This is a genomic window from Streptococcus sp. K0074 (assembly GCF_048843365.1).
GTDB lineage: Bacteria > Bacillota > Bacilli > Lactobacillales > Streptococcaceae > Streptococcus > Streptococcus mitis_BM.
In genome coordinates, this window is sequence record NZ_CP184836.1 from 1,002,136 (window position 1) to 1,025,934 (window position 23,799).

The 23,799-nt window shown below is 39.7% G+C and carries 27 protein-coding genes and 3 pseudogenes; 24 read left to right on the top strand and 6 right to left on the bottom strand.

The window, feature by feature from the left end; all coding sequences use genetic code 11:
* Positions 1-101: 101 nt before the first annotated feature.
* The 3 genes and pseudogenes from ACN076_RS04855 to ACN076_RS04865 all read left to right on the top strand — a co-directional run bounded on the left by ACN076_RS04855 (position 102) and on the right by ACN076_RS04865 (position 2,242).
* Complete coding sequence (locus ACN076_RS04855; RefSeq protein WP_420790231.1) at positions 102-422, top strand: PadR family transcriptional regulator; 321 nt, start codon at positions 102-104, stop codon at positions 420-422.
* A 3-nt stretch (positions 423-425) separates the two neighbouring features.
* Positions 426-1,241 carry a hypothetical protein gene (locus ACN076_RS04860; RefSeq protein ID WP_420790232.1) on the top strand — a complete coding sequence of 272 codons (816 nt, stop codon included), beginning with the start codon at positions 426-428 and terminating at the stop codon, positions 1,239-1,241.
* 74 nt (positions 1,242-1,315) lie between these two features.
* A pseudogene (locus ACN076_RS04865) lies at positions 1,316-2,242 on the top strand (aldo/keto reductase).
* A gap of 417 nt (positions 2,243-2,659) precedes the next feature.
* On the opposite strand, the gene trhA reads toward ACN076_RS04865, so the two are convergent.
* On the bottom strand, positions 2,660-3,307 hold the full coding sequence (gene trhA, locus ACN076_RS04870) for a PAQR family membrane homeostasis protein TrhA (RefSeq protein ID WP_261070715.1): 648 nt from the start codon (positions 3,305-3,307) through the stop codon (positions 2,660-2,662).
* Entirely contained in the window at positions 3,304-3,750 is a 447-nt protein-coding gene (locus ACN076_RS04875; protein ID WP_261070714.1) for a DUF1836 domain-containing protein, read from the bottom strand. Before ACN076_RS04875 ends, trhA begins: the two co-directional genes overlap by 4 nt.
* A 134-nt stretch (positions 3,751-3,884) precedes the next feature.
* Here ACN076_RS04875 and ACN076_RS04880 point away from each other — a divergent pair, with 134 nt between their 5' ends.
* The 7 genes from ACN076_RS04880 (at position 3,885) to trxB (ending at position 8,236) form a co-directional block, all read left to right on the top strand.
* Positions 3,885-4,379, top strand: coding sequence for a GNAT family N-acetyltransferase (locus ACN076_RS04880; RefSeq protein ID WP_261070713.1), 495 nt, complete (start codon positions 3,885-3,887; stop codon positions 4,377-4,379).
* A complete protein-coding gene (locus ACN076_RS04885) occupies positions 4,379-4,888 on the top strand; it encodes a methylated-DNA--[protein]-cysteine S-methyltransferase (protein ID WP_261070712.1) in 510 nt (169 codons plus the stop codon). The genes ACN076_RS04880 and ACN076_RS04885 overlap by 1 nt, the downstream gene beginning before the upstream one ends.
* A 12-nt stretch (positions 4,889-4,900) precedes the next feature.
* On the top strand, positions 4,901-5,257 hold the full coding sequence (locus ACN076_RS04890; protein ID WP_000889093.1) for an arsenate reductase family protein: 357 nt from the start codon (positions 4,901-4,903) through the stop codon (positions 5,255-5,257).
* A gap of 156 nt (positions 5,258-5,413) precedes the next feature.
* Entirely contained in the window at positions 5,414-6,214 is an 801-nt protein-coding gene (locus tag ACN076_RS04895) for an amino acid ABC transporter permease (RefSeq protein ID WP_001103449.1), read from the top strand.
* Positions 6,214-6,957, top strand: a complete 744-nt coding sequence (locus tag ACN076_RS04900; RefSeq protein WP_000590965.1) for an amino acid ABC transporter ATP-binding protein — start codon at positions 6,214-6,216, stop codon at positions 6,955-6,957. Before ACN076_RS04895 ends, ACN076_RS04900 begins: the two co-directional genes overlap by 1 nt.
* Before the next feature lie 77 nt (positions 6,958-7,034).
* The gene (locus ACN076_RS04905) at positions 7,035-7,259 is read left to right on the top strand and encodes a DUF4059 family protein (RefSeq protein ID WP_000926599.1); all 225 of its coding nucleotides are present in this window, start codon (positions 7,035-7,037) and stop codon (positions 7,257-7,259) included.
* 65 nt (positions 7,260-7,324) lie between these two features.
* Complete coding sequence (trxB, locus tag ACN076_RS04910; RefSeq protein WP_265478949.1) at positions 7,325-8,236, top strand: thioredoxin-disulfide reductase; 912 nt, start codon at positions 7,325-7,327, stop codon at positions 8,234-8,236.
* 114 nt (positions 8,237-8,350) lie between these two features.
* Here trxB and ACN076_RS04915 read toward each other — a convergent pair whose 3' ends face one another.
* Positions 8,351-8,536 carry a hypothetical protein gene (locus ACN076_RS04915; protein WP_420790233.1) on the bottom strand — a complete coding sequence of 62 codons (186 nt, stop codon included), beginning with the start codon at positions 8,534-8,536 and terminating at the stop codon, positions 8,351-8,353.
* A 160-nt stretch (positions 8,537-8,696) separates the two neighbouring features.
* On the opposite strand from ACN076_RS04915, the gene rpiA reads away from it, so the two are divergent.
* From rpiA to deoD, 9 genes and pseudogenes are all read left to right on the top strand, one after another.
* Positions 8,697-9,380 carry a ribose-5-phosphate isomerase RpiA gene (gene rpiA / locus ACN076_RS04920; protein WP_420790234.1) on the top strand — a complete coding sequence of 228 codons (684 nt, stop codon included), beginning with the start codon at positions 8,697-8,699 and terminating at the stop codon, positions 9,378-9,380.
* 14 nt (positions 9,381-9,394) lie between these two features.
* Positions 9,395-10,606 (top strand): phosphopentomutase, encoded by a 1,212-nt coding sequence (locus ACN076_RS04925; RefSeq protein WP_420790235.1) that lies wholly within the window; start codon positions 9,395-9,397, stop codon positions 10,604-10,606.
* 1 nt (position 10,607) lies between these two features.
* Positions 10,608-11,169: pseudogene (locus tag ACN076_RS04930) on the top strand (DUF1697 domain-containing protein).
* Positions 11,166-11,975: a purine-nucleoside phosphorylase gene (locus tag ACN076_RS04935; protein WP_033677445.1), complete on the top strand. Its 810-nt coding sequence runs from the start codon at positions 11,166-11,168 to the stop codon at positions 11,973-11,975. Before ACN076_RS04930 ends, ACN076_RS04935 begins: the two are co-directional and overlap by 4 nt.
* Positions 11,976-12,163: 188 nt before the next feature.
* Entirely contained in the window at positions 12,164-14,896 is a 2,733-nt protein-coding gene (locus ACN076_RS04940; RefSeq protein WP_420790236.1) for a thiol-activated cytolysin C-terminal domain-containing protein, read from the top strand.
* Positions 14,897-14,977: 81 nt separating this feature from the next.
* The gene (locus ACN076_RS04945; protein WP_258318540.1) at positions 14,978-15,223 is read left to right on the top strand and encodes a hypothetical protein; all 246 of its coding nucleotides are present in this window, start codon (positions 14,978-14,980) and stop codon (positions 15,221-15,223) included.
* A pseudogene (locus ACN076_RS04950) lies at positions 15,224-15,469 on the top strand (purine-nucleoside phosphorylase); the annotation flags it as partial. It lies immediately after the preceding gene.
* Complete coding sequence (locus tag ACN076_RS04955; RefSeq protein WP_420790237.1) at positions 15,463-16,746, top strand: chloride channel protein; 1,284 nt, start codon at positions 15,463-15,465, stop codon at positions 16,744-16,746. The pseudogene ACN076_RS04950 and the gene ACN076_RS04955, both read left to right, overlap by 7 nt.
* A 696-nt stretch (positions 16,747-17,442) precedes the next feature.
* Positions 17,443-18,153, top strand: a complete 711-nt coding sequence (gene deoD / locus ACN076_RS04960) for a purine-nucleoside phosphorylase (protein ID WP_420790238.1) — start codon at positions 17,443-17,445, stop codon at positions 18,151-18,153.
* Between the two features lie 25 nt (positions 18,154-18,178).
* Here deoD and ACN076_RS04965 read toward each other — a convergent pair whose 3' ends face one another.
* The 3 genes from ACN076_RS04965 to coaA form a co-directional block, all read right to left on the bottom strand.
* Complete coding sequence (locus ACN076_RS04965; protein WP_203175488.1) at positions 18,179-18,703, bottom strand: DNA topology modulation protein; 525 nt, start codon at positions 18,701-18,703, stop codon at positions 18,179-18,181.
* A gap of 52 nt (positions 18,704-18,755) precedes the next feature.
* Complete coding sequence (gene rpsT / locus ACN076_RS04970) at positions 18,756-18,992, bottom strand: 30S ribosomal protein S20 (RefSeq protein WP_001274000.1); 237 nt, start codon at positions 18,990-18,992, stop codon at positions 18,756-18,758.
* Between the two features lie 67 nt (positions 18,993-19,059).
* Positions 19,060-19,980 carry a type I pantothenate kinase gene (gene coaA / locus ACN076_RS04975; RefSeq protein WP_020902939.1) on the bottom strand — a complete coding sequence of 307 codons (921 nt, stop codon included), beginning with the start codon at positions 19,978-19,980 and terminating at the stop codon, positions 19,060-19,062.
* A gap of 200 nt (positions 19,981-20,180) precedes the next feature.
* Between coaA and ACN076_RS04980 the strand changes: the two genes are divergently transcribed.
* From ACN076_RS04980 to ACN076_RS05000, 5 genes are all read left to right on the top strand, one after another.
* Positions 20,181-20,588: a hypothetical protein gene (locus tag ACN076_RS04980; protein WP_101784699.1), complete on the top strand. Its 408-nt coding sequence runs from the start codon at positions 20,181-20,183 to the stop codon at positions 20,586-20,588.
* Positions 20,589-20,795: 207 nt separating this feature from the next.
* A complete protein-coding gene (locus ACN076_RS04985; RefSeq protein WP_101784701.1) occupies positions 20,796-21,386 on the top strand; it encodes a class I SAM-dependent methyltransferase in 591 nt (196 codons plus the stop codon).
* Positions 21,383-22,660 (top strand): pyrimidine-nucleoside phosphorylase, encoded by a 1,278-nt coding sequence (locus ACN076_RS04990; protein ID WP_101784703.1) that lies wholly within the window; start codon positions 21,383-21,385, stop codon positions 22,658-22,660. Before ACN076_RS04985 ends, ACN076_RS04990 begins: the two co-directional genes overlap by 4 nt.
* Positions 22,661-22,679: 19 nt before the next feature.
* Entirely contained in the window at positions 22,680-23,342 is a 663-nt protein-coding gene (deoC, locus tag ACN076_RS04995; protein WP_101784705.1) for a deoxyribose-phosphate aldolase, read from the top strand.
* Positions 23,329-23,718, top strand: coding sequence for a cytidine deaminase (locus ACN076_RS05000; protein WP_101784717.1), 390 nt, complete (start codon positions 23,329-23,331; stop codon positions 23,716-23,718). The genes deoC and ACN076_RS05000 overlap by 14 nt, the downstream gene beginning before the upstream one ends.
* Positions 23,719-23,799 lie beyond the last annotated feature (81 nt).

Below are 23,799 nucleotides of genomic sequence, written 5' to 3' on the forward strand. Positions count from 1 at the left end.
TTTTTTATTTCAACTATTATGCTTTACAAACTAGTGTGAAAGTGGTATATTATAGATGAAGCTACTAGTAGGTATTACAAAATAGATAGAAGGGGGAAGGGATGAAGGAAACTCAGCTATTAAAAGGTATTCTTGAAGGTTGTGTCTTGGATATGATTGGTCAAAAAGAGCGGTATGGTTATGAGTTGGTTCAGACTTTGCGAGAGGCTGGATTTGATACTATCGTTCCAGGAACTATTTATCCTTTGTTGCAAAAGTTAGAAAAAAATCAATGGATAAGAGGCAACATGCGCCCATCGCCAGATGGTCCAGATCGGAAGTATTTTTCGTTAACTAAAGAAGGAGAAGAGCGTGTCTCAGTCTTTTGGCAACAATGGGACGATTTGAGTCAAAAAGTAGAAGGAATTAAGAATGGAGGGTAAACCATGAAGAAAATGAAGTATTATGAAGAAACAAGCGCTTTGCTACATGAGTTTTCTGAGGAGAATCAGCAGTATTTTGAGGAACTGTGGGATAGTTTTAATCTTGCTGGATTTCTCTATGATGAGGACTATCTCAGAGAGCAGATTTATTTGATGATGTTAGATTTTTCAGAAGCAGAACGAGATGGCATGAGTGCAGAGGATTATCTAGGTAAGAATCCTAAAAAAATAATGAAAGAGATGCTCAAGGAAGCACCACGCAGTTCTATCAAGGAGTCCCTTTTGACGCCAATTCTTGTCCTAGCGGTATTACGTTATTATCAACTACTAAGTGATTTTTCTAAAGGTCCTCTCTTAACAGTCAATTTGCTTACTTTTTTAGGGCAACTTCTTCTTTTTATAGTTGGCTTTGGGCTTGTGGCCACAATCTTACGTTGGGGCTTAGTCCAAGATTCTCCTAAAATGAAAATTGGCACCTATATTGTTGTTGGGATTCTTGTTCTGCTAGTTGTTCTGGGATATGTAGGAATAGGAAGTTTTGTACAAGAAGGAGCATTTTATCTTCCTGCTCCCTGGGATAGTTTCCTTGTTTTTACGCTTTCTCTAGTCATCAGTATTTGGAATTGGAAAGAAGATTTTTTTCGTCCCTTTAACAGTATGATTGTTGCCCAGCTTATTGTAGGTTCTCTGCTCCGTTACTATGAGTGGATGGGAATTTCAAATGTTTTTCTTACAAAGATTATTCCTTTAGCTGTTCTCTTTATTGGTATCTTTCTCTTTTTCCGTGGGTTTAAGAAGATAAAATGGAGTGAAATATAGTCAAAAAGCCGTTGCAAAGCGGTTTTTTGTTATAATGAAGGGAAGAATGTTAGAAATTAAAGGAGAAAAATTTGATGAGATACATAACTTTTGGTCAAGATGACAAAGAATTATCAGAAATTGTTCTCGGAATGATGAGAATAAAAGATAAGTCTGTAAAAGAAGTTGAAGAGCTTGTAGAAACAGCACTTTCTGTTGGAATCAATGCTTTTGACTTAGCTGATATTTATGGTCGTGGTCGTTGTGAAGAACTGTTAGGTCTTGTCCTAAAAAATCGTCCAGATTTAAGAGAAAAGATGTGGATTCAGTCCAAATGTGGCATTCGCATAGAAGAATTTACCTATTTTGATTTTTCAAAAGAGTATATATTACAATCAGTTGACGGAATTTTGCAAAGATTGAAGATTGATCATCTAGATAGCTTGCTTCTTCATCGACCAGATGCTTTGATGGAATCTGACCAAGTAGCAGAAGCCTTTGATCTCCTTTATGAACAAGGTAAGGTTCGAGATTTTGGAGTTTCTAATCAAAATCCTATGATGATGGAGTTGCTTAAAAAAGATGTCAAGCAGCCGTTAGCTGTTAATCAGCTACAATTGAGTGCGGCTTTTACACCAGGATTCGAATCAGGTTTTCATGTTAATATGGAAGATAGTCAAGCAGCTATGCGAGATGGTAGCATTTTTGAATATTGCAAATTACACGATGTGATCATTCAAGCATGGTCAGTCTTGCAGTTCGGATATTTTAAAGGGAATTTTGTTGGCAATGAGAAGTTCCAACAACTAAACCAAGTCCTAAATCGATTAGCATTAAAATACAGTGTGAGCCCATCAGCTATTGCTATCGCTTGGGTGTTACGCTACCCAGCAAAAATGCAGGCAGTCGTAGGTACCACAAATCCTAAGCACTTGAGAGAAGTTAGCTAAGCGGCAAACTTTAGCTTAACAAGAAAAGAATGGTATGAAATTTATCTTGCAGCAGGGAATAATTTGCCTTAGGAAAAAATGCATTTAAAGAAATCACAGTCAAAAAAAAACGTTGGAAAACGTTTTTTTGTTATGTGACCATTTGTCTGTCTTGATTCGTTAGGTACGGTTCATTAACGAATGATTATGATTTAATACTCAATGAAAATCGAAAAGCAAACTAGGAAGCTAGCCGCAAGTTGCTCAAAACACTGTTTTGAGGCTGTAGATAAGACTGACGAAGTCAGTCACATATATACGGTAAGGCGACGCTGACGTGGTTTGAAGAGATTTTCGAAGAGTATAACTATTCTGATTTACATACTAGCAGGGAAGTAGTATCCCATAATTGGCGGTACGATAGTAGATATTATAAAAAAGACTAGAGTGCTTTTGAATTTAAAACATTATAGAGAATAAAAACGAGGTTAGGATTTGTCCCGACCTCTTTTACATATAATAAACAATAGCAATGTATTGGAGGGCAGATGCTGCTAGGATAAAGAGATGCCAAATCATGTGGAAATAAGGTTTTTTCTTGGCATAAAATCCAGTCCCAACTGTATAACAGAGTCCGCCAGTTACCATGAGACTCCAGAAAATGGGCGTCGTTTGACTGATAATGGCAGGAATGATTGCCAGAACCAACCAGCCCATAATCAGGTAAAGAGCAAGGCTGAATTTCTCGTTAACCTTTTTAGCAAAGATTTTATAGAGAATACCAAAGATGGTCGTTCCCCACTGGATGGCAATAATTAGATAGCCAAACAAGTTATTCATTAAGGTTAAGACGACCGGCGTATAAGAGCCTGCGATAGCCACATAAATCATCGAATGGTCAACGATTCGCAAGACATATTTGTGGGTCGAACCATAGGCCATAGAGTGGTAAATGGTGGATGAGAGGAACATGAGAAAGAGACTGATAACGAATATGGAAACGCCGATAGATGATAAAAATCCGTGTGCCTCATAGCTATAGGTGGATGAAATGGGGAGTAATATGAGCATGATGACTGCACCTACGGCATGGGTTACACTATTAGCAATCTCTTCCCCAAAACTGAGTTGTTTGCTGAGTTTAAGACTAGTGTTCATTGGATGACCTCCTCTTGAGTATGATGGATTAAGGCTAGAGTTTGATGATAGAGTTTAACGGTTTGGCAGCTGGTTTGGATAATGGGGTTAGCTGGGTCAATTCCGTGATTCATGTAGTTTACAAAAGCATCGTAGAGTTGGTCTGAACTTGCTTGATTTTGTAGAGTATTAAGTGTCTGTGCTATTTCTTGAATAGAGAATACCGACTTGAGGGTTGTAATAGCAATCAAACGGGCAATCTGTTGGCGTTGGTATTTTTTCTTGTTAGGTTTTGTCAGGTAACCATGTTTGACATAATTGTTGACCATGGATGCTGTTAGGCCCTTGTCTTTATCAGGAGAGATAGGGGCGCAGACCTGATTGACATAGAGTAAAACCTGGTCCAGATAGAGGTCAATGTTTGGAATTTCTACCCATTTTGGGTAGGAAAAGGTAGTTTTCATTTTCAGCTCCCTTTTATCTAGTTTTGATAACTAGATTATAAAATAATAAAAATAGAAAGTCAAGTTTTAACTGCTTGTAGAAAGACTTAAATTATGCTATGATGGGAGAAACTAGTCAGAAATGAGGAGAAAAGATGGAGATTCGTTTAGCTTTTCCAAATGAAGTAGATGCCATCATGCAGGTGATGGAGGATGCTAAAAAATGTTTAGCGGATGCTGGTAGTGACCAGTGGCAAAATGGTTATCCAAATGCTGATGTTATTATTGAGGATATTATCTCAGGTCAAGCCTATGTAGCCTTGGAAGATGGAGAACTATTAGCCTATGCTGCTGTGACCAAGAGTCCAGAGGCAGCCTATGAAGCCATTTATGAAGGAAACTGGCAAGCTGGGGAGTCAGAGTACCTAGTTTTTCACCGTATTGCTGTGGCAGCAGATGCCCAGGGACAAGGAGTTGCTCAAACCTTCTTAGAGGGTTTGATTGAAGGTTTTGACTATCTAGATTTTCGCTCAGATACGCATGCTGAAAATAAGGTTATGCAACATATTTTTGAAAAACTTGGTTTTAAACGGGTTGGAAAGGTGCCGGTTGATGGGGAACGTTTGGCCTATCAAAAATTGAAGAAATAATGCAAAAGAAGTACGCAAAAATACTCTATTCTTCGCCGATTGGTTCCCTTTCTCTCGTAGCTGATGATCACTATTTGTATGGAATTTGGGTACAGGAGCAGAAACATTTTGAGAGGGGATTAGGAGATGAGACGATAGAAGCAGTTGTTAGTCATCCCATTTTAACCCCAGTTATCACTTGCTTAGATGCTTACTTTAAAGGTAAGTCTCAGGATTTATCCAACTTGCCCTTGGCTCCAATCGGAACGGATTTTGAAAAGAGAGTTTGGTCCTATTTACAGGGAATTCCTTATGGTCAGACAGTGACCTATGGGCAAATAGCACAAGATTTGCAAGTGGCTTCTGCTCAAGCAATTGGTGGAGCAGTGGGGCGGAATCCTTGGTCTATCCTAGTACCTTGTCATCGTGTGCTGGGAGCTGGCAAGCGTCTGACTGGTTATGCCGCAGGAGTGGAAAAGAAAGCTTGGCTCTTGGAGCATGAAGGCGCAGATTTTAAAGATATAAAATAGAAAGTGAAAGACATGTTAGAATTTATCGAATATCCAAAATGTTCAACTTGTAAAAAAGCAAAACAAGAATTAAACCAACTTGGTGTGGACTATAAAGCCGTTCATATCGTCGAAGAAACACCTAGCCAAGAAGTCATTTTAAACTGGCTAGAAACCTCAGGTTTCGAGTTGAAGCAATTTTTTAACACCAGTGGAATCAAATACCGTGAATTGGGGCTGAAAGATAAGGTAGGAAGTCTGTCAAACCAAGAAGCGGCTGAGTTGCTAGCAAGCGATGGAATGTTGTTAAAACGGCCCATTTTAGTAGAAAATGGAACTGTTAAGCAAATCGGTTATCGAAAATCTTATGAAGAATTGGGATTGAAATAGTTTTTATCTATCTCTTTGATAGATAAAATATATAACCTCCCTGTTTCAAAGTATGATAAACTAGTAGGTAGAAAAGTCTGTATCTGACCGTAGCAAATAATTTCATTGACGGCAGAAGTATGGTAGAATGAATCATTATCAGGAGAGGATGTTTTTATGAATGTTACAACGATTTTAGCATCAGATTGGTACCAAAACTTGATGCAATTGATTCCGGATGGCAAGCTGTTTAGCCTGCGTTCGGTCTTTGATGGAATTCCAAGAATTGTCCAACAACTTCCAACAACGATTATGTTGACAATTGGTGGTGCCCTTTTTGGCTTGGTTTTGGCCCTTCTTTTTGCCATTGTGAAAATCAATCGTGTCAAAATTTTATATCCCTTGCAGGCCTTCTTTGTTAGTTTCTTAAAAGGGACACCGATTTTGGTGCAACTCATGTTGACCTACTACGGAATCCCTTTGGCTTTGAAAGCTCTCAATCAGCAATGGGGTACTGGTCTCAATATCAATGCTATTCCAGCCGCTGCTTTTGCAATTGTTGCCTTTGCCTTTAATGAAGCAGCTTATGCCAGTGAAACCATTCGCGCAGCCATTCTCTCAGTCAATCCTGGTGAGATTGAGGCGGCACGCAGTCTGGGGATGACCCGAGCACAAGTTTATCGTCGCGTAATTATTCCAAATGCAGCAGTTGTGGCAACTCCAACCTTAATCAATTCTCTAATCGGATTGACCAAGGGAACTTCCCTAGCCTTTAGTGCGGGTGTTGTGGAAGTCTTTGCCCAAGCTCAGATTTTGGGTGGTGCCGATTATCGTTATTTTGAACGCTTCATCTCCGTTGCCCTTGTTTATTGGGTAGTCAATATCGGAATTGAAAGCCTCGGTCGTTTCATCGAGAGAAAAATGGCTATTTCTGCACCTGATACAGTGCAAACAGATGTGAAAGGAGACCTTCGTTAATGATTAAGATTTCGAATTTAAGCAAATCCTTTTCAGGACAGACTGTCTTGGATCATCTGGACTTGGATATTCAAAAAGGGGAAGTTGTAGCCTTGATTGGTTCTTCAGGAGCTGGGAAATCAACTTTTCTTCGTAGTCTCAATTATCTTGAAACACCTGACAGTGGCTCGATTCAGATTGATGATTTCTCAGTTGATTTTTCTAAAATCACTCAAGAAGAAATCCTTGCCCTACGTCGCAAGCTGTCTATGGTTTTCCAACAGTTTAATTTGTTTGAACGCCGCACAGCACTTGATAATGTGAAAGAAGGCTTGGTTGTTGTCAAGAAATTGTCTGATCAAGAAGCGACTAAGATTGCCAAGGAAGAGTTGGCTAAGGTTGGGCTTTCTGATCGTGAAAACCATTATCCTCGCCATTTATCAGGTGGACAGAAGCAACGGGTTGCCCTAGCGCGTGCTCTTGCTATGAAACCAGATGTTTTGCTCTTAGACGAACCAACTTCAGCCCTTGACCCAGAATTGGTCGGTGAAGTAGAAAAGTCTATTGCAGATGCTGCTAAGTCAGGTCAAACCATGATTTTGGTCAGTCATGACATGTCCTTTGTAGCCCAAGTTGCGGATAAGATTCTCTTCCTAGATAAGGGGAAAATCATTGAGTCTGGAACACCGGATGAGATTATCCACCATCCTAAAGAAGAGCGGACAAAAGAATTCTTCGCTAGTTACAAACGGACTTATATTTGATATAATAGATAAAGAAAAACTCAGTTAGCTGGACTAGCTGAGTTTACTCTTTAAAAAAGATAGAAATGAGAGAAATCATGCTACTGCAACTATTTTCTTTATATTTCGAGAGTTTGATCTTGACCACCATCCTCGTCCTGATTTTTTTAGGGATTTGGATTGGACTAAGAGCCATGTCGGGAGTTGATAAGACAGCCAAGGCTCGCCAAGCCCATCTCTATGATATGATTATGATTGGAGTCTTGGTTGTTCCAGTATTATCTTTTGCGGTTATGAGTTTAATTCTTGTTTTCAAGGCATAATCCTTGCTTGATTGACAAAAAAGAGTTAGAATAAAGATAGTTACAACAAGAAAGAAGGAATCTATATGTACGATACTATTATTATCGGTGCTGGACCTGCAGGTATGACTGCAGCCTTGTATGCTGCTCGAAGCAATCTGAAAGTAGCTTTGATTGAAGGTGGTCTGCCAGGTGGTCAGATGAATAATACCTCTGATATCGAAAATTACCCAGGATACGCTAATATTAGTGGGCCAGAATTGGCTGAAAAGATGTTTGAACCGCTTGAAAATCTTGGTGTTGAGCACATTTATGGTTATGTTGAAAATGTTGAAGACCATGGTGATTTTAAGAAAGTGATGACTGATGACCAAACATATGAAACACGTACAGTTATCGTAGCGACTGGCTCTAAACACCGTCCTTTGGGAGTACCTGGAGAAGAAGAACTGAACAGTCGTGGTGTTTCTTACTGTGCCGTGTGTGATGGTGCCTTCTTCCGTGACCAAGATTTGTTGGTAGTTGGTGGTGGAGATTCAGCTGTTGAAGAAGCCATCTTCTTGACTCGTTTTGCTAAGACTGTTACCATTGTTCACCGTCGTGACCAACTTCGTGCCCAAAAGGTTTTACAAGACCGCGCCTTTGCGAATGAGAAAATCAGCTTTATCTGGGATTCTGTAGTGAAGGAAATTAAGGGTGAAAACCGAGTAGAATCTGTCGTATTTGAAAATGTGAAAACAGGTCAAGTGACAGAACAAGCCTTCGGTGGTGTCTTTATCTATGTTGGATTGGACCCTCTTAGCGATTTTGTTAAAGAATTGAATATTCAAGATCAGGCAGGCTGGATTGTGACAGATAGCCACATGAAGACTGCAGTTGACGGTATCTTTGCAGTTGGAGATGTTCGCTTGAAGGACCTCCGACAAGTAACAACAGCGGTTGGAGATGGAGCTATCGCTGGTCAAGAAGCCTATAAATTTATCACAGAACATAGTTAATTATAAAAAACGCATAGTATCAGATTTTACAAAAAATTTGACACTATGCGTTTTATTGTGGGAAAATTAATTTCATTTTCTACTGAAATTGAGTTTTGCCAGCCTCTTATATTTTTAGAAAAATCCTTTAATCTTGCTAACGAAGCCATCTAGACCTTCTGAACCGGAAATCAACTGCTGAGCTTGAGAGAAGTATTCTCCAAGCTGTTCTTGATTTTCTGTAACAAATGTTTTTGCAGCTTCGAAATCTTTTGTTTCGATTAGTTCTTTTACTTGATTCAACAAATCTAATGGGTTCATCTTATTTCTCCTTTTCTGTACTTAACTATTTAATCATCTTTATGATAAAAAATCAACTCTAGCAAGATTTCTCCGAGAATGGATATCGGTTTCAATTTTCAGATGAAATAAAAGCCTTTACATGGTATAATAGAGGTAGCTCTTTAATGGAGGTGTTTGAGTGGAAAATCTGAAGAAAATGGCAGGTATCAAGGCTGCTGAATTTGTCAAGGATGGCATGGTTGTCGGACTGGGAACGGGGTCTACTGCCTATTATTTCGTAGAAGAACTCGGTCGTCGGATTAAGGAAGAAGGGTTGCAGATTACAGCTGTAACGACTTCTAGTGTGACTAGTAAACAGGCTGAAGGCCTTAACATCCCGCTCAAGTCTATTGATCGAGTAGACGTTGTTGATGTGACGGTTGACGGAGCGGATGAAGTGGATAATCAGTTTAATGGAATCAAAGGTGGTGGTGGTGCCCTTCTGATGGAGAAGGTTGTGGCAACGCCCTCAAAAGAATATATTTGGGTGGTAGATGAAAGCAAGCTAGTCGAAAAATTGGGTGCTTTTAAATTGCCAGTGGAGGTAGTTCAGTATGGCGCAGAACAGGTCTTTCGTCGTTTTGAGCGAGCTGGCTACAAACCAAGTTTCCGTGAAAAAGATGGTCAACGTTTTGTGACCGATATGCAGAATTTTATCATTGACCTTGCCTTGGATGTCATTGAAGATCCAATTGCTTTCGGACAAAAATTGGACCATGTCGTTGGTGTTGTAGAACACGGCTTATTTAACCAAATGGTAGATAAGGTCATCGTTGCTGGACAAGATGGAGTTCAGATTTTAACTTCAACAAAATCAAAATAATAAGGAGATACACTATGTCAAAATTTAATCGTATTCACTTGGTGGTACTAGATTCTGTAGGAATCGGTGCTGCACCAGATGCTAATAACTTTGTCAATGCAGGGGTTCCAGATGGAGCTTCTGACACATTGGGACACATTTCTAAAACAGTTGGTTTGAATGTGCCAAACATGGCTAAAATCGGTCTAGGAAATATTCCTCGTGAAGTACCTTTGAAGACTGTACCAGCTGAAAGCAATCCAACCGGATATGCAACAAAATTGGAGGAAGTATCTCTTGGTAAGGATACTATGACTGGACACTGGGAAATCATGGGACTTAACATTACGGAGCCTTTCGATACTTTCTGGAACGGATTCCCAGAAGAAATCTTGACAAAAATCGAAGAATTCTCAGGACGCAAGATCATTCGTGAAGCCAATAAACCTTACTCAGGAACAGCTGTTATCGATGATTTTGGACCACGTCAGATGGAAACTGGAGAGCTGATTATCTATACTTCAGCTGACCCTGTCTTGCAAATTGCTGCCCACGAAGACATCATTCCTTTGGATGAATTGTACCGTATCTGTGAATACGCTCGTTCAATTACCCTTGAGCGTCCTGCCCTTCTTGGTCGTATCATTGCTCGTCCTTATGTAGGTGAACCAGGTAATTTTACTCGTACAGCAAACCGTCGTGACTTGGCTGTATCCCCATTTGCACCGACTGTTTTGGATAAATTGAATGAAGCTGGTATCGATACTTATGCTGTTGGTAAAATCAATGATATCTTTAACGGTGCTGGTATCAACCATGACATGGGCCACAACAAGTCAAACAGCCATGGAATTGATACACTATTGAAGACCATGGCCCTTGCTGAATTTGAAAAAGGATTCTCATTCACAAACTTGGTTGACTTTGATGCCCTTTATGGCCACCGTCGTAATGCTCATGGTTACCGTGATTGCTTGCATGAGTTTGATGAACGCTTACCTGAAATTATCGCAGCCATGAGAGAGAATGACCTTCTCTTGATTACTGCGGACCACGGGAACGACCCAACTTACGCAGGAACAGACCACACTCGCGAATATATTCCACTTTTGGCCTACAGCCCTGCCTTTAAAGGCAATGGTGTCATTCCAGTTGGACATTTTGCAGACATCTCAGCAACAGTTGCGGATAATTTTGGTGTTGAAACTGCCATGATTGGTGAAAGTTTCTTAGATAAATTGGTATAAGATGACGCGATATGCTTTACTTGTTCGGGGCATTAATGTCGGTGGGAAAAATAAGGTTGTCATGGCGGAGCTTCGTCAAGAACTGACAGACTTGGGACTGGAAAAGCTTGAAACCTACATCAACAGTGGCAACATTTTCTTTACTTCGACAGCTCCCAAAGCCCAATTGGTTGAAAAGTTAGAGGCTTTCTTTGAAATCCATTATCCATTTATTCAGAGCTTTTCTTTGCTGAGTCAGGAAGACTATGAAGCAGAGCTGGAGAATCTGCCAGATTGGTGGACCAAAGACCTGGCTCGAAAAGATGTGCTCTTCTACACGGAGAGCTTGGATGTGAATCAAGTGATCGAGAAAGTGAACGGTTTGGAACTGGAAGATGAAGTCGTTCATTTTGGAAAACTTGGTATTTTCTGGGGGAAATTCTCAGAGGAATCCTACTATGCAACTGCCTATCATAAGTACTTGCTCAAGATGCCTTTCTACCGCCACATTACTATTCGTAATGCTAAAACCTTTGACAAAATTGGTCAAATGTTAAAAAAATAATAAAGGAGACACACAATGACATTTTTAAACAAAATCCATGAAACTGCTACTTTCCTGAAAGAAAAGGGAATTGCAGCCCCCGAGTTCGGTCTAATCCTTGGGTCAGGACTTGGAGAATTGGCAGAAGAAATCGAAAATCCAGTTGTAGTAGACTATGCGGATATTCCAAACTGGGGCCGTTCAACAGTTGTTGGTCACGCTGGTAAATTAGTATATGGGGAACTTGCAGGTCGCAAGGTTTTGGCTCTTCAAGGACGTTTCCATTTCTACGAAGGAAACCCTCTGGAAGTCGTGACTTTCCCAGTACGTGTCATGAAAGTTCTTGGATGTGAAGGTGTTATTGTAACCAATGCTGCTGGTGGTATTGGATATGGGCCTGGTACTTTGATGGCTATCTCAGACCATATCAACATGACAGGTCAAAACCCATTGATGGGTGAAAACTTGGATGACTTTGGTCCTCGTTTCCCAGATATGTCTAAGGCCTACACACCAGAATACCGTGCTACTGCCCATGAAGTGGCTAAAAAACTTGGTATCAAGCTTGATGAGGGTGTCTATATCGGCGTTACTGGTCCGACTTATGAAACCCCAGCAGAAATTCGTGCCTATAAGACATTGGGAGCAGATGCAGTTGGTATGTCGACTGTTCCTGAAGTTATTGTTGCAGCCCACTCTGGCTTGAAAGTTCTCGGTATTTCATGTATTACTAACTTTGCAGCTGGTTTCCAAGAAGAACTTAACCACGAAGAAGTTGTAGAAGTGACTGAACGTGTTAAAGGTGATTTCAAAGGCTTGCTGAAAGCGATTCTTGCAGAATTGTAAAAAAATTGGTGATGGTATTAGACTAGAAAGGGGGAGTTCTCATCGTCTTCAGTAGAGAAGATTGGGTTTGTTGTGATTAAAAGATGAACAAAAATCCAATCAACTACTATATCTTTAGTAAAAATTTATCACATGCTTATTTATCAATTATTGGTAAATAGGGGAAAATAAAAGAAAGTTAGAAAAGAATGAAAATCGGTCACCAAATAATGCGTTTTGGCATAAAAAAATTAAGTATCGGAGTTGTATCTGTTGCAGTTGGCTTTGCTTTTTTAGCACCGACAGGAATTTCTGCCAATGAAGGAAGTCCAGTTGTGAAAAACGAAACTCCTCTAGTAGTAAATGCAACGGATAGTCCGACAAAACTAGAAAATACTGAAAAAAAACAGGAAACGCCTCTTATAGAGGAAAGAGTGGCAGTTATCCAACCAGCTCCGGAAACAAAAGAAGTCCTTAAAAATCAGAAGGAAGAAGAAAAGCTGGAATCCCATAAAACAGAGCCTGCTCTAGTTCCTGAAGAAGTGAATAAAGAGGAAAATGTAAAGGATGAGTCTACAACTTCTCGTCCTGTGACAGCAGAAGATCTTTTGAAAATCTCAAAAGGGGAACTGCACTCAGAAAATGATTTGCTTGACAATTCTCTTTATGGTGAAAAAGTCCTTGATTTAGAAGGTGATGACGATCAGGATGGTATCAAAAATAAGGATGAGCTTTATGTTTATCGTAAAGATGGTAAGGACTATTTAGGATATAACAGTCATCCATTACTGGCAGACAGTGATGGAGACGGATTAGCAGATGGGGAAGATGATAATAAGAAACAATGGTATGTTACAGATCGAGATGCTCTTCTCTTTATGGAGTTATCCTATCGTGATGATGACTATATCGAAAAAATTCTAGATCATAAAAATCCATTTCCGAGTCTCTACTTGAATCGTCAAGAATATAAGATGATGCACAATGAGTTGGCCCCGTTTTGGAAGATGAAAAAAGCTTACCATACAGCTAGTGGTTTGGATGCTTATCTATTTGAAACTAAGAGTGATTTTCCTTATTTAAAAGACAATACTGTTCAAATGTTGGCTATACGTGGGACAAGACTGAATGATGCCAAAGATTTGAGAACGGACTTGACCTTGCTAGGAGGAAATAAACCTGCACAAGCGGATGATATCCGTAATGTGGTAAAAGAATTGGCGCAGGATTCCAGCATTACCAATCTGTATATGACAGGTCATTCGCTAGGAGGTTACTTAGCTCAAATAGCAGCAGTTGAAGCCTATCAGAAATATCCTACTTTTTATAACAATGTTTTGAAAAAAGTGACAACATTTAATGCGCCTAAGGTCATTACTTCAAGGACAATCTGGAATGCCAAAAATGGTTTCTGGGATGTAGGACTAGAAAGTCGGAAGCTTGCTGTAAATGGAAAAATTAAACATTATGTAGTGGATAATGACAATGTGGTTACATCTGTGCTACAAAATGATAGTGATGTGGTGACATCTACAGGAAGCGCCAATGTTAAACACCGTTCGCGTGGCTATTTTGAAAGTCGCATGAATGATATTCCAAACTTTAATATTGGAAAACGAACAACATTGGACAAGCAGGGTTACCGTGATCCAAAACTGGAAAAAATTTCTTTCTTTAAGAAACAACAACTCCCTCTGTCATCTAGTCAACCAAGCGCTGAACCTCTTGAAAATATAGCTCTAGGGAAACGGGTTACCCAAAGTTCGACAGCTTTTGGAGGTGACGCTAGAAGGGCTGTAGATGGAAAAGTTGATGGGAATTATGCTCATCATTCTGTAACGCATACAGAGTTTCAATCTAAGCCTTGGTGGCAAGTCGATTTAGACAAGGAAGAAACGATTCGTCAAATCAATATCTATAATCGAACAGATACTGCTCAGGATAGGCTTACCAATTTTAATGTGATTCTTTTAGATAGTTCTGGAAAAGAAATTGAAAGAAAGCGCATTGCATCTCTGAAAGATATCTCTGCACAAATTGCAATTGACTATAAAAAAGCTCGTTTTGTCCGTATTGAGTTAGATGGTTACAATGCTCTCAGTCTCGCAGAAGTTCAAGTCTTGCGTGCTGAGAATATCGCATGGAAAAAGCAAGCACGCCAAAGTTCTACCGAGTTTGGAGGAGATGCTAGTCGTGCTCTAGATGGAAATACCAATAGTAACTACAGCCAGCAATCAATTACTCATACAAAATTTGAAAATCAGCCTTGGTGGGAAGTTGATTTGGGTCGTACAGAACAGGTAGGACTTGTCCGTCTTTATAATCGTGGAGATGGCGAACTTTCCAAACGTTTGGCAGATTTTGATGTGATTTTATACGATGAAAAAGGGAAAGAAATTACTAGAAAATATGTTTCTCGTTTAGAAGGAAATCATCTAGATCTTCAGTTGGATGGCAAGTTGGGACGCCGTGTTCGTGTACAACTACGTAAGAACAATCAAGCCCTCAGTCTTGCTGAAGTAGAAGTGTTTCGATTTATAGCTAAGAATGCTGTAACAACACCAACTTCTAAGCCAGTACAAGTGTTAAATTACACTCCTGTAAAAGATAAGACCTTAACTATTCAGCATAGTGGAGCTTACATTGCACGCTATTCTATAACTTGGGAAGAAGTTACAGTAGATAAAAATGGTCATTCAGTTGTTCGCAGTCATTCTTGGGAAGGAAATGGACGTAATCAGACTGCAGGTTTTGTCCTCAACCTCCCAATTAAAGAAAATATGAGAAATCTGCGAATTAAGATCGAAAAGAGAACAGGTCTTATCTGGAATAGATGGCAAACAATCTATGATAACAGACCTCTTCTCGCCCAACCACATAGAAAAATCACTCATTGGGGTACGACATTGAATTCCAAGGTGAGTGACGATGATGTCTTGTAATATGATGGTACAATGACAGTTAGTTTGTCTAGTTTATAAGAAAGTACTACCTGAGCTTGAATAGAACTCAGGTAGCTCTCTGTGAAAGAACAAAATGAATACTCAATGAAAATCAAAGAGCAAACTAGGAAACTAGCCGCAGGCTGCTCAAAGCACTGCTTTGAGGTTGTAGATATAACTGACGAAGTCAGCTCAAAACACTGTTTTGAGGTAGTGGATAGAACTGACGAAGTCAGTAACCATACCTACGGCAAGGCGACGTTGACGTGGTTTGAAGAGATTTTCGAAGAGTATAAACAGAAAGGTAGAGCGCGTGTTTGGATTTGAACACGAGTAGAAATTCGTACCTATAAGATGCTTGGAACAGATGTGGTCGGAATGTCAACTGCTCCTGAAGTTATTGTTGTAGCCTACTTAGGTTTGAAACTTCTAGGAAGTTTATGTATTACTAACTATACTACTGGTTTCAAAGAAGAGATTAACCACGGAGAGGTTATAGAAGTGACTGAGTGTGTTAAAGGTGATTTTAAAGGCTTACTTAAAACCGTTTTTGCTGAATTATTACTATGTTAAAAGAATTGAGGAGTATTTTTCAGAAAATCCCTTATAATCTTAAATTATTCCTAGCAGTCATTTTGCAAGGAATAGTTTCAGGTTTATCTGGTATTTTGTTACATTATCTTTTAAAGATGATAGAGGGGATAGCTTTTGGTCAATCAGAGCATCAAACTGTATTCTTGACAGATGGAGTTTCCTCATCGCGGATAGGATTAAGTTTAATAATCGTAGGTGTCAGCTCATCCTTGGTCTGGTATTTCTTGCAAAAAGAATCACAGATTTTTTCCATTAAAGCACAGATGAAGGATGAGAATTCACAATACAAACTTCATTTTTTAAAACATCTATTTCATTCAATTTGGCAGATTATTGCAGTTGGAGGGGGAGCACCTATTGGTAAAGAAGCTGCGCCACGAGAGATTGGAACTCTATTTGCAGGACCAATTGGAAAAATATGTTCTCTCTCTAAGAAGGATCAAGTCTTTCTCCTTGCTTGTGGTGCTGGTGCTGGTTTAGCGGCTGTTTATCAGGTTCCATTAACAAGTGTCTTCTTTGTTTTTGAAACCCTAGGAATTGCTCTATCTATTAAACGATTTGTCTTAGTCGGTTTGGCTACCTATGTCTCAACCTATATAGCAGGCTGGGTTATTTCAGATCAGGCTCTTTATCAGATTCCAGCCATCACATGGTCATTAAAGGAAATATGGAATATTCCCTTATTACTTCTTTTCTTAATCCCACTAGCTTGGCTTTTTGGTCACTTAAGTAAGGCAGCGTCTTCAAACAGAATAAAAGATAAACGAATACTTCTCACATTGCCTTCAGCTTTTCTTTTTCTTACTGGGTTGGCAAGTTATTTTCCACATCTACTTGGAAATGGACGTATGATGGCTCAGGAAGTATTGAATGGTAGCAATGGCAAAACAGTATTCCTCTTGTTTATCCTAAAAGCACTGGTCGTTCTTATTACTCTGTGGGCAGGGGCCTATGGTGGTACACTTACGCCATCTTTTGCCTTGGGGATGGCTGGAGCTGCTCTCTTTGGAATGATTCTAGGTGGGGATAGCCAGCCAAGCATTTTGCTTATGGGATCTGTTTGCTTTTTGTCTGTGACCTTGAGGGCTCCCTGGTCTGCAACTGGATTAGTAATAGGTTTCACTGAGCTAGGTATAGATTCTCTTCCGTATCTCTTAGTAACAGCTGTTTTAGCCTATGAATTTGCAAAAATGTTAGACCGCTTTCCTTGGGCTAGCATACTGTGTCAGAAGTCAAAGAATAAAGTAATTAGGTAGGGAATGCTCATTTCTTCTAGTTAAGGATTTAACTTAAAAGATTAAAAACTATTGTCAGTTTATCAATAACTGTTTGAAATAAAAAAGAAGTAGGCTTATCGGAGTCATGATTGAATCCGATTTTTCCTAGCTATGAAATATAAAAATAAAAAAAGAAAGGTAGAGCGTGTGTTCTGATTTGAACACGAGCGGAAAACTTTTCTAAAAACTCAGAAGAGAAGGGGAGTTCGGGTTTGAATTGAAGCCGATCTAATCTTCTCAATATCATCAAAATTAAGAAAGAAAGGAATTGAACCCACCCTAAAAGCAGTGGGAAAAAGATAGTTGGTCTAGCGAGCATCGCTCACTGCACCCAACTCCTATTTTCCCTTTGCTTTTTGACGGGTTTGGTATCTTTCTGATTATAAATTTTAGAATACAGAAAGGATGGGTTAACTGTATTCATTGAACTGAATACGAGCGGAGAACTGTGTAAAAAAGATAAACTGTCTAGCATCGGAGATGCTTCGTCAGTTTCCTATTTTTACTTTGTTGTCTGTCGCTATCCTTAATATAAAAAAAGAAAGGTAGAGTGAGGTGTTCTAATTGAACACGAGCGGAAAACTCGGAAAATAGATAATCTGACTGAGAAATCAGGACTTCTCGTCAGATTCCTAATTTTCAGTCGTTTTCTTGTCGCTCTTTGTATCATAAATTATGTCTATCCATATTGCTGCTCAGCAGGGTGAAATTGCTGATAAAATTCTTCTTCCTGGGGATCCTCTTCGTGCTAAATTTATTGCGGAGAATTTCCTTGAAGATGCTGTTTGTTTTAACGAAGTGCGTAACATGTTTGGCTACACTGGTACTTACAAGGGCCACCGTGTATCTGTTATGGGAACTGGGATGGGGATGCCATCTATTTCGATTTATGCGCGTGAGTTGATTGTTGACTACGATGTGAAAAAATTGATCCGTGTGGGAACTGCCGGTTCTTTGAATGAAGACGTTCACGTCCGTGAATTGGTTTTGGCGCAGGCAGCTGCAACTAACTCAAACATAGTTCGTAATGACTGGCCACAGTACGATTTCCCACAAATCGCTAGCTTTGATTTGTTGGATAAGGCCTACCATATCGCTAAAGAACTTGGTATGACAATCCACGTTGGGAACGTTTTATCATCTGATGTCTTTTATTCAAACTACTTTGAAAAGAACATCGAGCTTGGTAAATGGGGAGTCAAGGCTGTGGAAATGGAAGCAGCAGCACTTTACTATCTGGCAGCTCAATACCATGTTGACGCCCTTGCTATCATGACCATTTCTGATAGCTTGGTCAATCCAGAAGAAGACACAACTGCAGAAGAACGCCAAAATACCTTCACCGATATGATGAAGGTTGGTTTGGAAACCTTGATTGCAGAATAATTATAGCCAAAAAGGAAGTCCTTCTTTATGAATTGGAGGACTTCCTTTTCTTATCTAGAAATTGGTATATCTCTTTTTGTGATCTGAGGATGACCACTTTATATGGATAGTTTTTTTGAATCCACTTGTAGCGTTCCTTAGCGGATTTGCTCCGTCCATCCCAGAGAATCCATCGGATAAACTCCCAATTAAATTGTTCTTGACAACCAGCCGCCATACTTTCTCTGACCTTGCCTCGGTATGTGAGATAACGTTTAAAGGCTCGAAAGAGACAGGTTAATGGCGAAAAATTAAGAAAGATGATTTGGTCAGCTTCCTGCATTCTTTCTTCGTAATAACACCAAGAATAATTCCCATCGATGACCCAGGCTTCATGCTTGGTGAGAAAATTTTTCATCTCATCCAACATCCATTCACGGTCGCTGTCTTGCCAACCAGGTTGAAATTGGAGTGTGTCCATGTGAAGTTTTGGGATGGAGTAGTAGTGAGACAACTTTTCTGCTAGAGTTGACTTACCAGCACCAGAATATCCGATAATTGCGATTTTCATTTTCTACCTTTTCCTATTTTGGGACAAAAAAACAGCCTCTATGGACTGTTTCTTATTTAGCAAGTTTAGCTGAAAGACGAGCTTTATCGCGGCTTGCTTTGTTTTTGTGAATCAAACCTTTAGTTTCTGCTTTATCGATAGCTGAGCTAGCAGCACGGAAAAGTTCTTCAGATGGGTTTGCTTCGAAAGCTTTGATAGCAGTACGCATAGCTGATTTTTGAGCTGAGTTCTTTTCGTTTTGTTTAACGTTCAATTCAGCGCGTTTGATAGCTGATTTAATGTTTGCCAATGTTCTTACCTCCATATTTACTAACTATACCATTATATCTGAAAACTTACGTTTTGACAAGGGAAAATTATTTTTTTAAGTAAATTTCATCGATTTCATGGTTCTTTGTTTTATGAAGAATCACTTCTGCACGATTTCTGGTTGGTTCAATATAATTTTGTAGATTTGTGAGATTGATACTGGTCCAGACTTGATGTGCAAAGGATTCCACTTCCCCAATCGGCATTTGAGTAAAACGATAATAGTAGCTATCAGGGTCGTTTTGGGCTAGGCTCAGCATTTTCAAGAAACGGTCCAGATACCAACTCTCGATGTCATCGACTGCAGCATCAACATAGATGGAAAAGTCAAAGAAGTCGGTGATATAGAGACGCTCGTTTTGTGGATTTTGAAAGACATTTATTCCCTCAACAATGACAAAATCAGCAGCTTTGACGCTTTGCTTTTCCTCGGGTACGATGTCGTAGACTTCATGAGAATAGACAGGAATATCTACATCTTGTCCATTTTTGATGTGATCCAGGAAGTTGAGAAGAGCTTCCATATCATAGCTTTCAGGAAATCCCTTGCGATTTAAAATCCCTTGTTCAATCAAGGTCTGGTTGGGATAGAGAAAGCCGTCAGTTGTTACCAATTCAACCCTAGCATCTGTAAGTGTACGGGACAGTAGGATTTGAAGTAGGCGACTAGTTGTGGATTTTCCAACGGCAACACTCCCAGAAACCCCAATGATAAAAGGCTGGGATTTGCTTTCACGTTGAAGGAAAATTCCTTTTGAAAAGGCCAAATCATCCTTGGTACGCTTGTAAATCTGGATGAGATGGGCTAGGGGGAGATAGACATCGGTAACATCCTGCAAGCTAATCTGGTCATTAAAACTCTTGATGGATTCTAATTCCTCTTCTGTCAAAGGAGGTGTTGTCTTTCGATGTAACGATTGCCAAGTCTGGCGGCTGATTTTTTCAAAATGTAAAAATTCGTTGGTCATTTGTTTTCCCCTAGATATTTTGTCTATCATACCATAAAAAGCTAAAAAAATAAAGCGGTTTCTTGATGATAGTAAGCCAATATCGTATAATAGAGGTAGATAGAGGTTGACCAATTTATAGATGAAGTAGGAGCTACTTTCTACTGATTTATAAGCTAATAAAGGGGGCTTTGAGGGTTAGAACTTATAGGAGGTGTACTATGAAAATCTTAAAACGTTATATATTGGAACTTTGTTTTATTTTAAGTTTTGCACTACCTTTTTTAAAAGGAGCCAATGCGGATAATGGTAGACGTTTTGTGGAAACCTATTACGGTTTTACTTTTTTGATGGAACATGCCATTGTAACAGCTATCTTTATCTGTTCGCTCTTGATTGCTTTCTTCCTAAAAAAACGGTGGATGAAATGGCTTGCTGCTGGTAGTTATTTCTTTTTAGTTCTATGGATTGCTACTGAAGGGTATCTTTTCCGTATGTCGCTAGAAGATTTGGTACGACTTTGGACAAGTTTGGAATTCCTGACAAAAACGTATCAGTTGGGCTTTTATCTAAACATTTTGTTGGGAATTTTGTTAATAATAAAGTATTGTAAGGTTAAGCGATCGTAATAAAAATGCGCTTGATTATAGACAATAAATTTGTTGTTTTATCTTGACTGTGATACCTTATAGCTCCCAATGGCTTGTCATTCGTTTATAAAAGTTGAAAGAGATTGAAGAAAATGTTTTACTTACTAGCTTTCTTCAGTCTTTTTCGTTTTATTATCAATTTGTAAACGATTTACAATTTAAGTCAAATTATGGTAAAATAGTTTCATGAGTAAAATGTATTATGCAGAAAATCCTGACGCTGCTCACGACATTCATGAGTTGAGAGTGAACTTGTTGGGAGAAAAAATGACCTTTTTGACGGATGCGGGTGTTTTTAGCAAGAAAATGATTGATTTTGGGAGTCAACTCTTGCTCAAGTGTCTTGAGGTCAACCAAGGAGAAACTGTCCTTGATGTAGGCTGTGGTTATGGGCCTCTGGGCTTGTCCTTGGTTAAGGCTTATGAAGTTCAGGCGACCATGGTCGATATCAATAATCGTGCCTTGGATTTGGCGCGACAAAATGCTGAACGAAATAAAGTAGAAGCGACGATTTTCCAGTCCAACATCTATGAACAAGTTAAAGGGAAATTTGACCATGTCATTTCTAATCCTCCTATTCGTGCGGGCAAGCAAGTGGTTCATGAAATCATTGAGAAAAGTAAAGATTTCTTGGAAACTGGTGGGGATTTGACAATCGTTATCCAGAAAAAACAAGGGGCTCCAAGTGCTAAGTCAAAGATGGAAGATGTGTTTGGGAATTGTGAAATCGTCAAAAAAAATAAGGGATATTATATCCTTAGAAGTGTGAAAGAATGAGAGCAGTTGATTTAATCCAAAAGAAACGAGATGGTCAAGAACTGACTTCGAGTGAAATTGAGTGGTTAGTTGAAGGCTATGTGTCAGGAACTGTCCCTGATTATCAGATGTCTGCCTTTGCTATGGCTGTTTATTTCAAAGGAATGACGACTCGAGAAATCTCTGACCTAACTATGAAAATGGTTCAGACAGGTCAAGAGTTTGATTTATCAGCTATTTATGGGGTTAAGGTTGACAAGCATTCTACGGGTGGTGTTGGTGATAAGGTGACCTTGATTTTGGCTCCCCTTGTTGCTAGCTTCGGTGTACCTGTGGCAAAAATGAGTGGTCGTGGTCTCGGCCATACGGGTGGAACGATTGATAAGTTAGAATCAATCAAGGGCTATCAAGTCGAGCGCAGTCAAGAAGATTTTATTCGTCAGGTTCAGGATATTGGTGTATCTGTCATTGGGCAATCAGACCAGCTGGTCAAAGCGGATAAGCTTCTCTACGCCCTACGTGATGTGACCGCAACTGTTGACACGATCCCTTTGATTGCGAGTTCGGTGATGAGCAAGAAAATTGCGGCAGGAGCGGATGCTATTTTGCTAGACGTGACTGTCGGTGAGGGGGCCTTCATGAAGACGGTTGATGAGGCGCGTGAATTGGCTCAAACCATGGTGGAACTTGGTAAGGCAGTTGGTAGAAAAACAGTAGCAGTGATTACGGATATGAGTCAGCCCTTGGGACGAGCGATTGGAAATCGTCTGGAGATCCTTGAAGCATTGGAGATTTTACAAGGGCAAGGCCGTCAGGATATTACCCATTTTATATGCGAATTGGCTCAAATTATGCTTGGCCTGGCAAATGTAAATAAAACAGTTGAAGAAGTTCGCAAACATCTTGAAAATGGTCAAGCACTGGCTAAGTTTGAGGAGATGGTCCAAGCCCAAGGTGGAGACTTGGAAGACCTCTATCGTCCTGTCAATGTAGCCCATGTGGTGGAAATCCCTGCTCAGGAAACGGGTGTCATTTCAGCTCTTCCAGCTATGGAATTTGGGCTTTATGCTATGAGACTGGGGGCAGGCCGTGCAGTCAAGTCTGATGCCTTGGACTATGAAACAGGAATTGTTTTTGAAAAGAAAGTTGGAGATTCCGTTCAAAAGGGAGAAATTGTTGCAAAAGTATACACAAATGGAAAAATTTCTCCTCAGCTAGTTACAGATTTTCAAAAATATGTTAGAATAAATGATAGGGTGCAAAGTTTACGAGAAATTATAGAAATTATCTCATAAACCGCAGGAGAATCCGAATATGAAATTAAACAAATATATCGATCATACGCTTTTAAAACAAGATGCAACAGAAAATCAAATTGATTGTTTGTTGTCTGAAGCTAGAGAGTATGATTTTGCCAGTGTTTGCGTTAATCCGACCTGGGTTGAACATGCTAAAAAAAGGCTTGAAGGCACAGATGTCAAGGTCTGCACAGTAGTAGGTTTCCCCTTGGGAGCAACAACTTCAACTGTGAAAGCACTTGAGACAAAAGAAGCTATCCAAAATGGTGCAGATGAGATTGATATGGTGATCAATGTTGGGGCTCTCAAATCAGGTGATTTAGCCTTGGTTGAGTCTGATATTCGTGCAGTAGTGGAAGCAAGTGGTGACAAGTTAGTAAAAGTCATTATTGAAGCATGTCTGCTGACCGACCAAGAAAAAGTTGTGGCTTGCCAATTAGCTCAAAAAGCTGGAGCTGATTTTGTTAAAACATCTACTGGCTTTTCAACTGGTGGTGCTACGATAGCAGATGTCAAATTGATGCGTGAAACAGTTGGATCTGAAATGGGTGTCAAGGCTGCTGGCGGAGCTCGTTCTTATGCAGATGCTCTTGCCTTTGTGGAAGCTGGGGCGACCCGTATCGGAACGTCAGCTGGGGTAGCAATTCTAAAAGGAGAATTGGCAGATGGCGACTACTGAGTTGATTGAACTGGCAATTGAAACCAGCAAACATGCCTATGTCCCCTATTCTAACTTTCCTATCGGAGCAGTTTTAGTGGCAAAAGACGGAAGTGTTTACACGGGAGTGAATATCGAAAATGCTAGCTATCCTTTGACCAATTGCGGTGAGAGAACAGCCGTTTTTAAGGCTGTATCTGAAGGACAAAGAGAATTTTCAGAATTGATTGTCTATGGTCAAACTGAAAAACCAATCTCACCATGTGGTGCTTGTCGCCAAGTAATGGTCGAATTTTTTGAACAAGATCTAAAAGTGACCTTAGTCGCAAAAGATAAATCGACGGTCGAGATGACGGTCGGGGAGTTACTTCCATACTCTTTTACAGACTTAAATTAGTCTGAGTCGCTCTTTGAGTGGCACGGTCCTTGTGGCCAACCAATCCATACTTGCAACATCGTTGCACATCTTATTTAGGAG

Bases quoted from the DNA above. Each gene is read 5' to 3' on its own strand.
- ACN076_RS04855 (WP_420790231.1), top strand. From the start codon at position 102: ATGAAGGAAACTCAGCTATTAAAAGGTATTCTTGAAGGTTGTGTCTTG.
- ACN076_RS04860 (WP_420790232.1), top strand. From the start codon at position 426: ATGAAGAAAATGAAGTATTATGAAGAAACAAGCGCTTTGCTACATGAG.
- trhA (WP_261070715.1), bottom strand. From the start codon at position 3,307: ATGAACACTAGTCTTAAACTCAGCAAACAACTCAGTTTTGGGGAAGAG.
- ACN076_RS04875 (WP_261070714.1), bottom strand. From the start codon at position 3,750: ATGAAAACTACCTTTTCCTACCCAAAATGGGTAGAAATTCCAAACATT.
- ACN076_RS04880 (WP_261070713.1), top strand. From the start codon at position 3,885: ATGGAGATTCGTTTAGCTTTTCCAAATGAAGTAGATGCCATCATGCAG.
- ACN076_RS04885 (WP_261070712.1), top strand. From the start codon at position 4,379: ATGCAAAAGAAGTACGCAAAAATACTCTATTCTTCGCCGATTGGTTCC.
- ACN076_RS04890 (WP_000889093.1), top strand. From the start codon at position 4,901: ATGTTAGAATTTATCGAATATCCAAAATGTTCAACTTGTAAAAAAGCA.
- ACN076_RS04895 (WP_001103449.1), top strand. From the start codon at position 5,414: ATGAATGTTACAACGATTTTAGCATCAGATTGGTACCAAAACTTGATG.
- ACN076_RS04900 (WP_000590965.1), top strand. From the start codon at position 6,214: ATGATTAAGATTTCGAATTTAAGCAAATCCTTTTCAGGACAGACTGTC.
- ACN076_RS04905 (WP_000926599.1), top strand. From the start codon at position 7,035: ATGCTACTGCAACTATTTTCTTTATATTTCGAGAGTTTGATCTTGACC.
- trxB (WP_265478949.1), top strand. From the start codon at position 7,325: ATGTACGATACTATTATTATCGGTGCTGGACCTGCAGGTATGACTGCA.
- ACN076_RS04915 (WP_420790233.1), bottom strand. From the start codon at position 8,536: ATGAACCCATTAGATTTGTTGAATCAAGTAAAAGAACTAATCGAAACA.
- ACN076_RS04925 (WP_420790235.1), top strand. From the start codon at position 9,395: ATGTCAAAATTTAATCGTATTCACTTGGTGGTACTAGATTCTGTAGGA.
- ACN076_RS04935 (WP_033677445.1), top strand. From the start codon at position 11,166: ATGACATTTTTAAACAAAATCCATGAAACTGCTACTTTCCTGAAAGAA.
- ACN076_RS04940 (WP_420790236.1), top strand. From the start codon at position 12,164: ATGAAAATCGGTCACCAAATAATGCGTTTTGGCATAAAAAAATTAAGT.
- ACN076_RS04955 (WP_420790237.1), top strand. From the start codon at position 15,463: ATGTTAAAAGAATTGAGGAGTATTTTTCAGAAAATCCCTTATAATCTT.
- deoD (WP_420790238.1), top strand. From the start codon at position 17,443: ATGTCTATCCATATTGCTGCTCAGCAGGGTGAAATTGCTGATAAAATT.
- ACN076_RS04965 (WP_203175488.1), bottom strand. From the start codon at position 18,703: ATGAAAATCGCAATTATCGGATATTCTGGTGCTGGTAAGTCAACTCTA.
- coaA (WP_020902939.1), bottom strand. From the start codon at position 19,980: ATGACCAACGAATTTTTACATTTTGAAAAAATCAGCCGCCAGACTTGG.
- ACN076_RS04980 (WP_101784699.1), top strand. From the start codon at position 20,181: ATGAAAATCTTAAAACGTTATATATTGGAACTTTGTTTTATTTTAAGT.
- ACN076_RS04985 (WP_101784701.1), top strand. From the start codon at position 20,796: ATGAGTAAAATGTATTATGCAGAAAATCCTGACGCTGCTCACGACATT.
- ACN076_RS04990 (WP_101784703.1), top strand. From the start codon at position 21,383: ATGAGAGCAGTTGATTTAATCCAAAAGAAACGAGATGGTCAAGAACTG.
- deoC (WP_101784705.1), top strand. From the start codon at position 22,680: ATGAAATTAAACAAATATATCGATCATACGCTTTTAAAACAAGATGCA.
- ACN076_RS05000 (WP_101784717.1), top strand. From the start codon at position 23,329: ATGGCGACTACTGAGTTGATTGAACTGGCAATTGAAACCAGCAAACAT.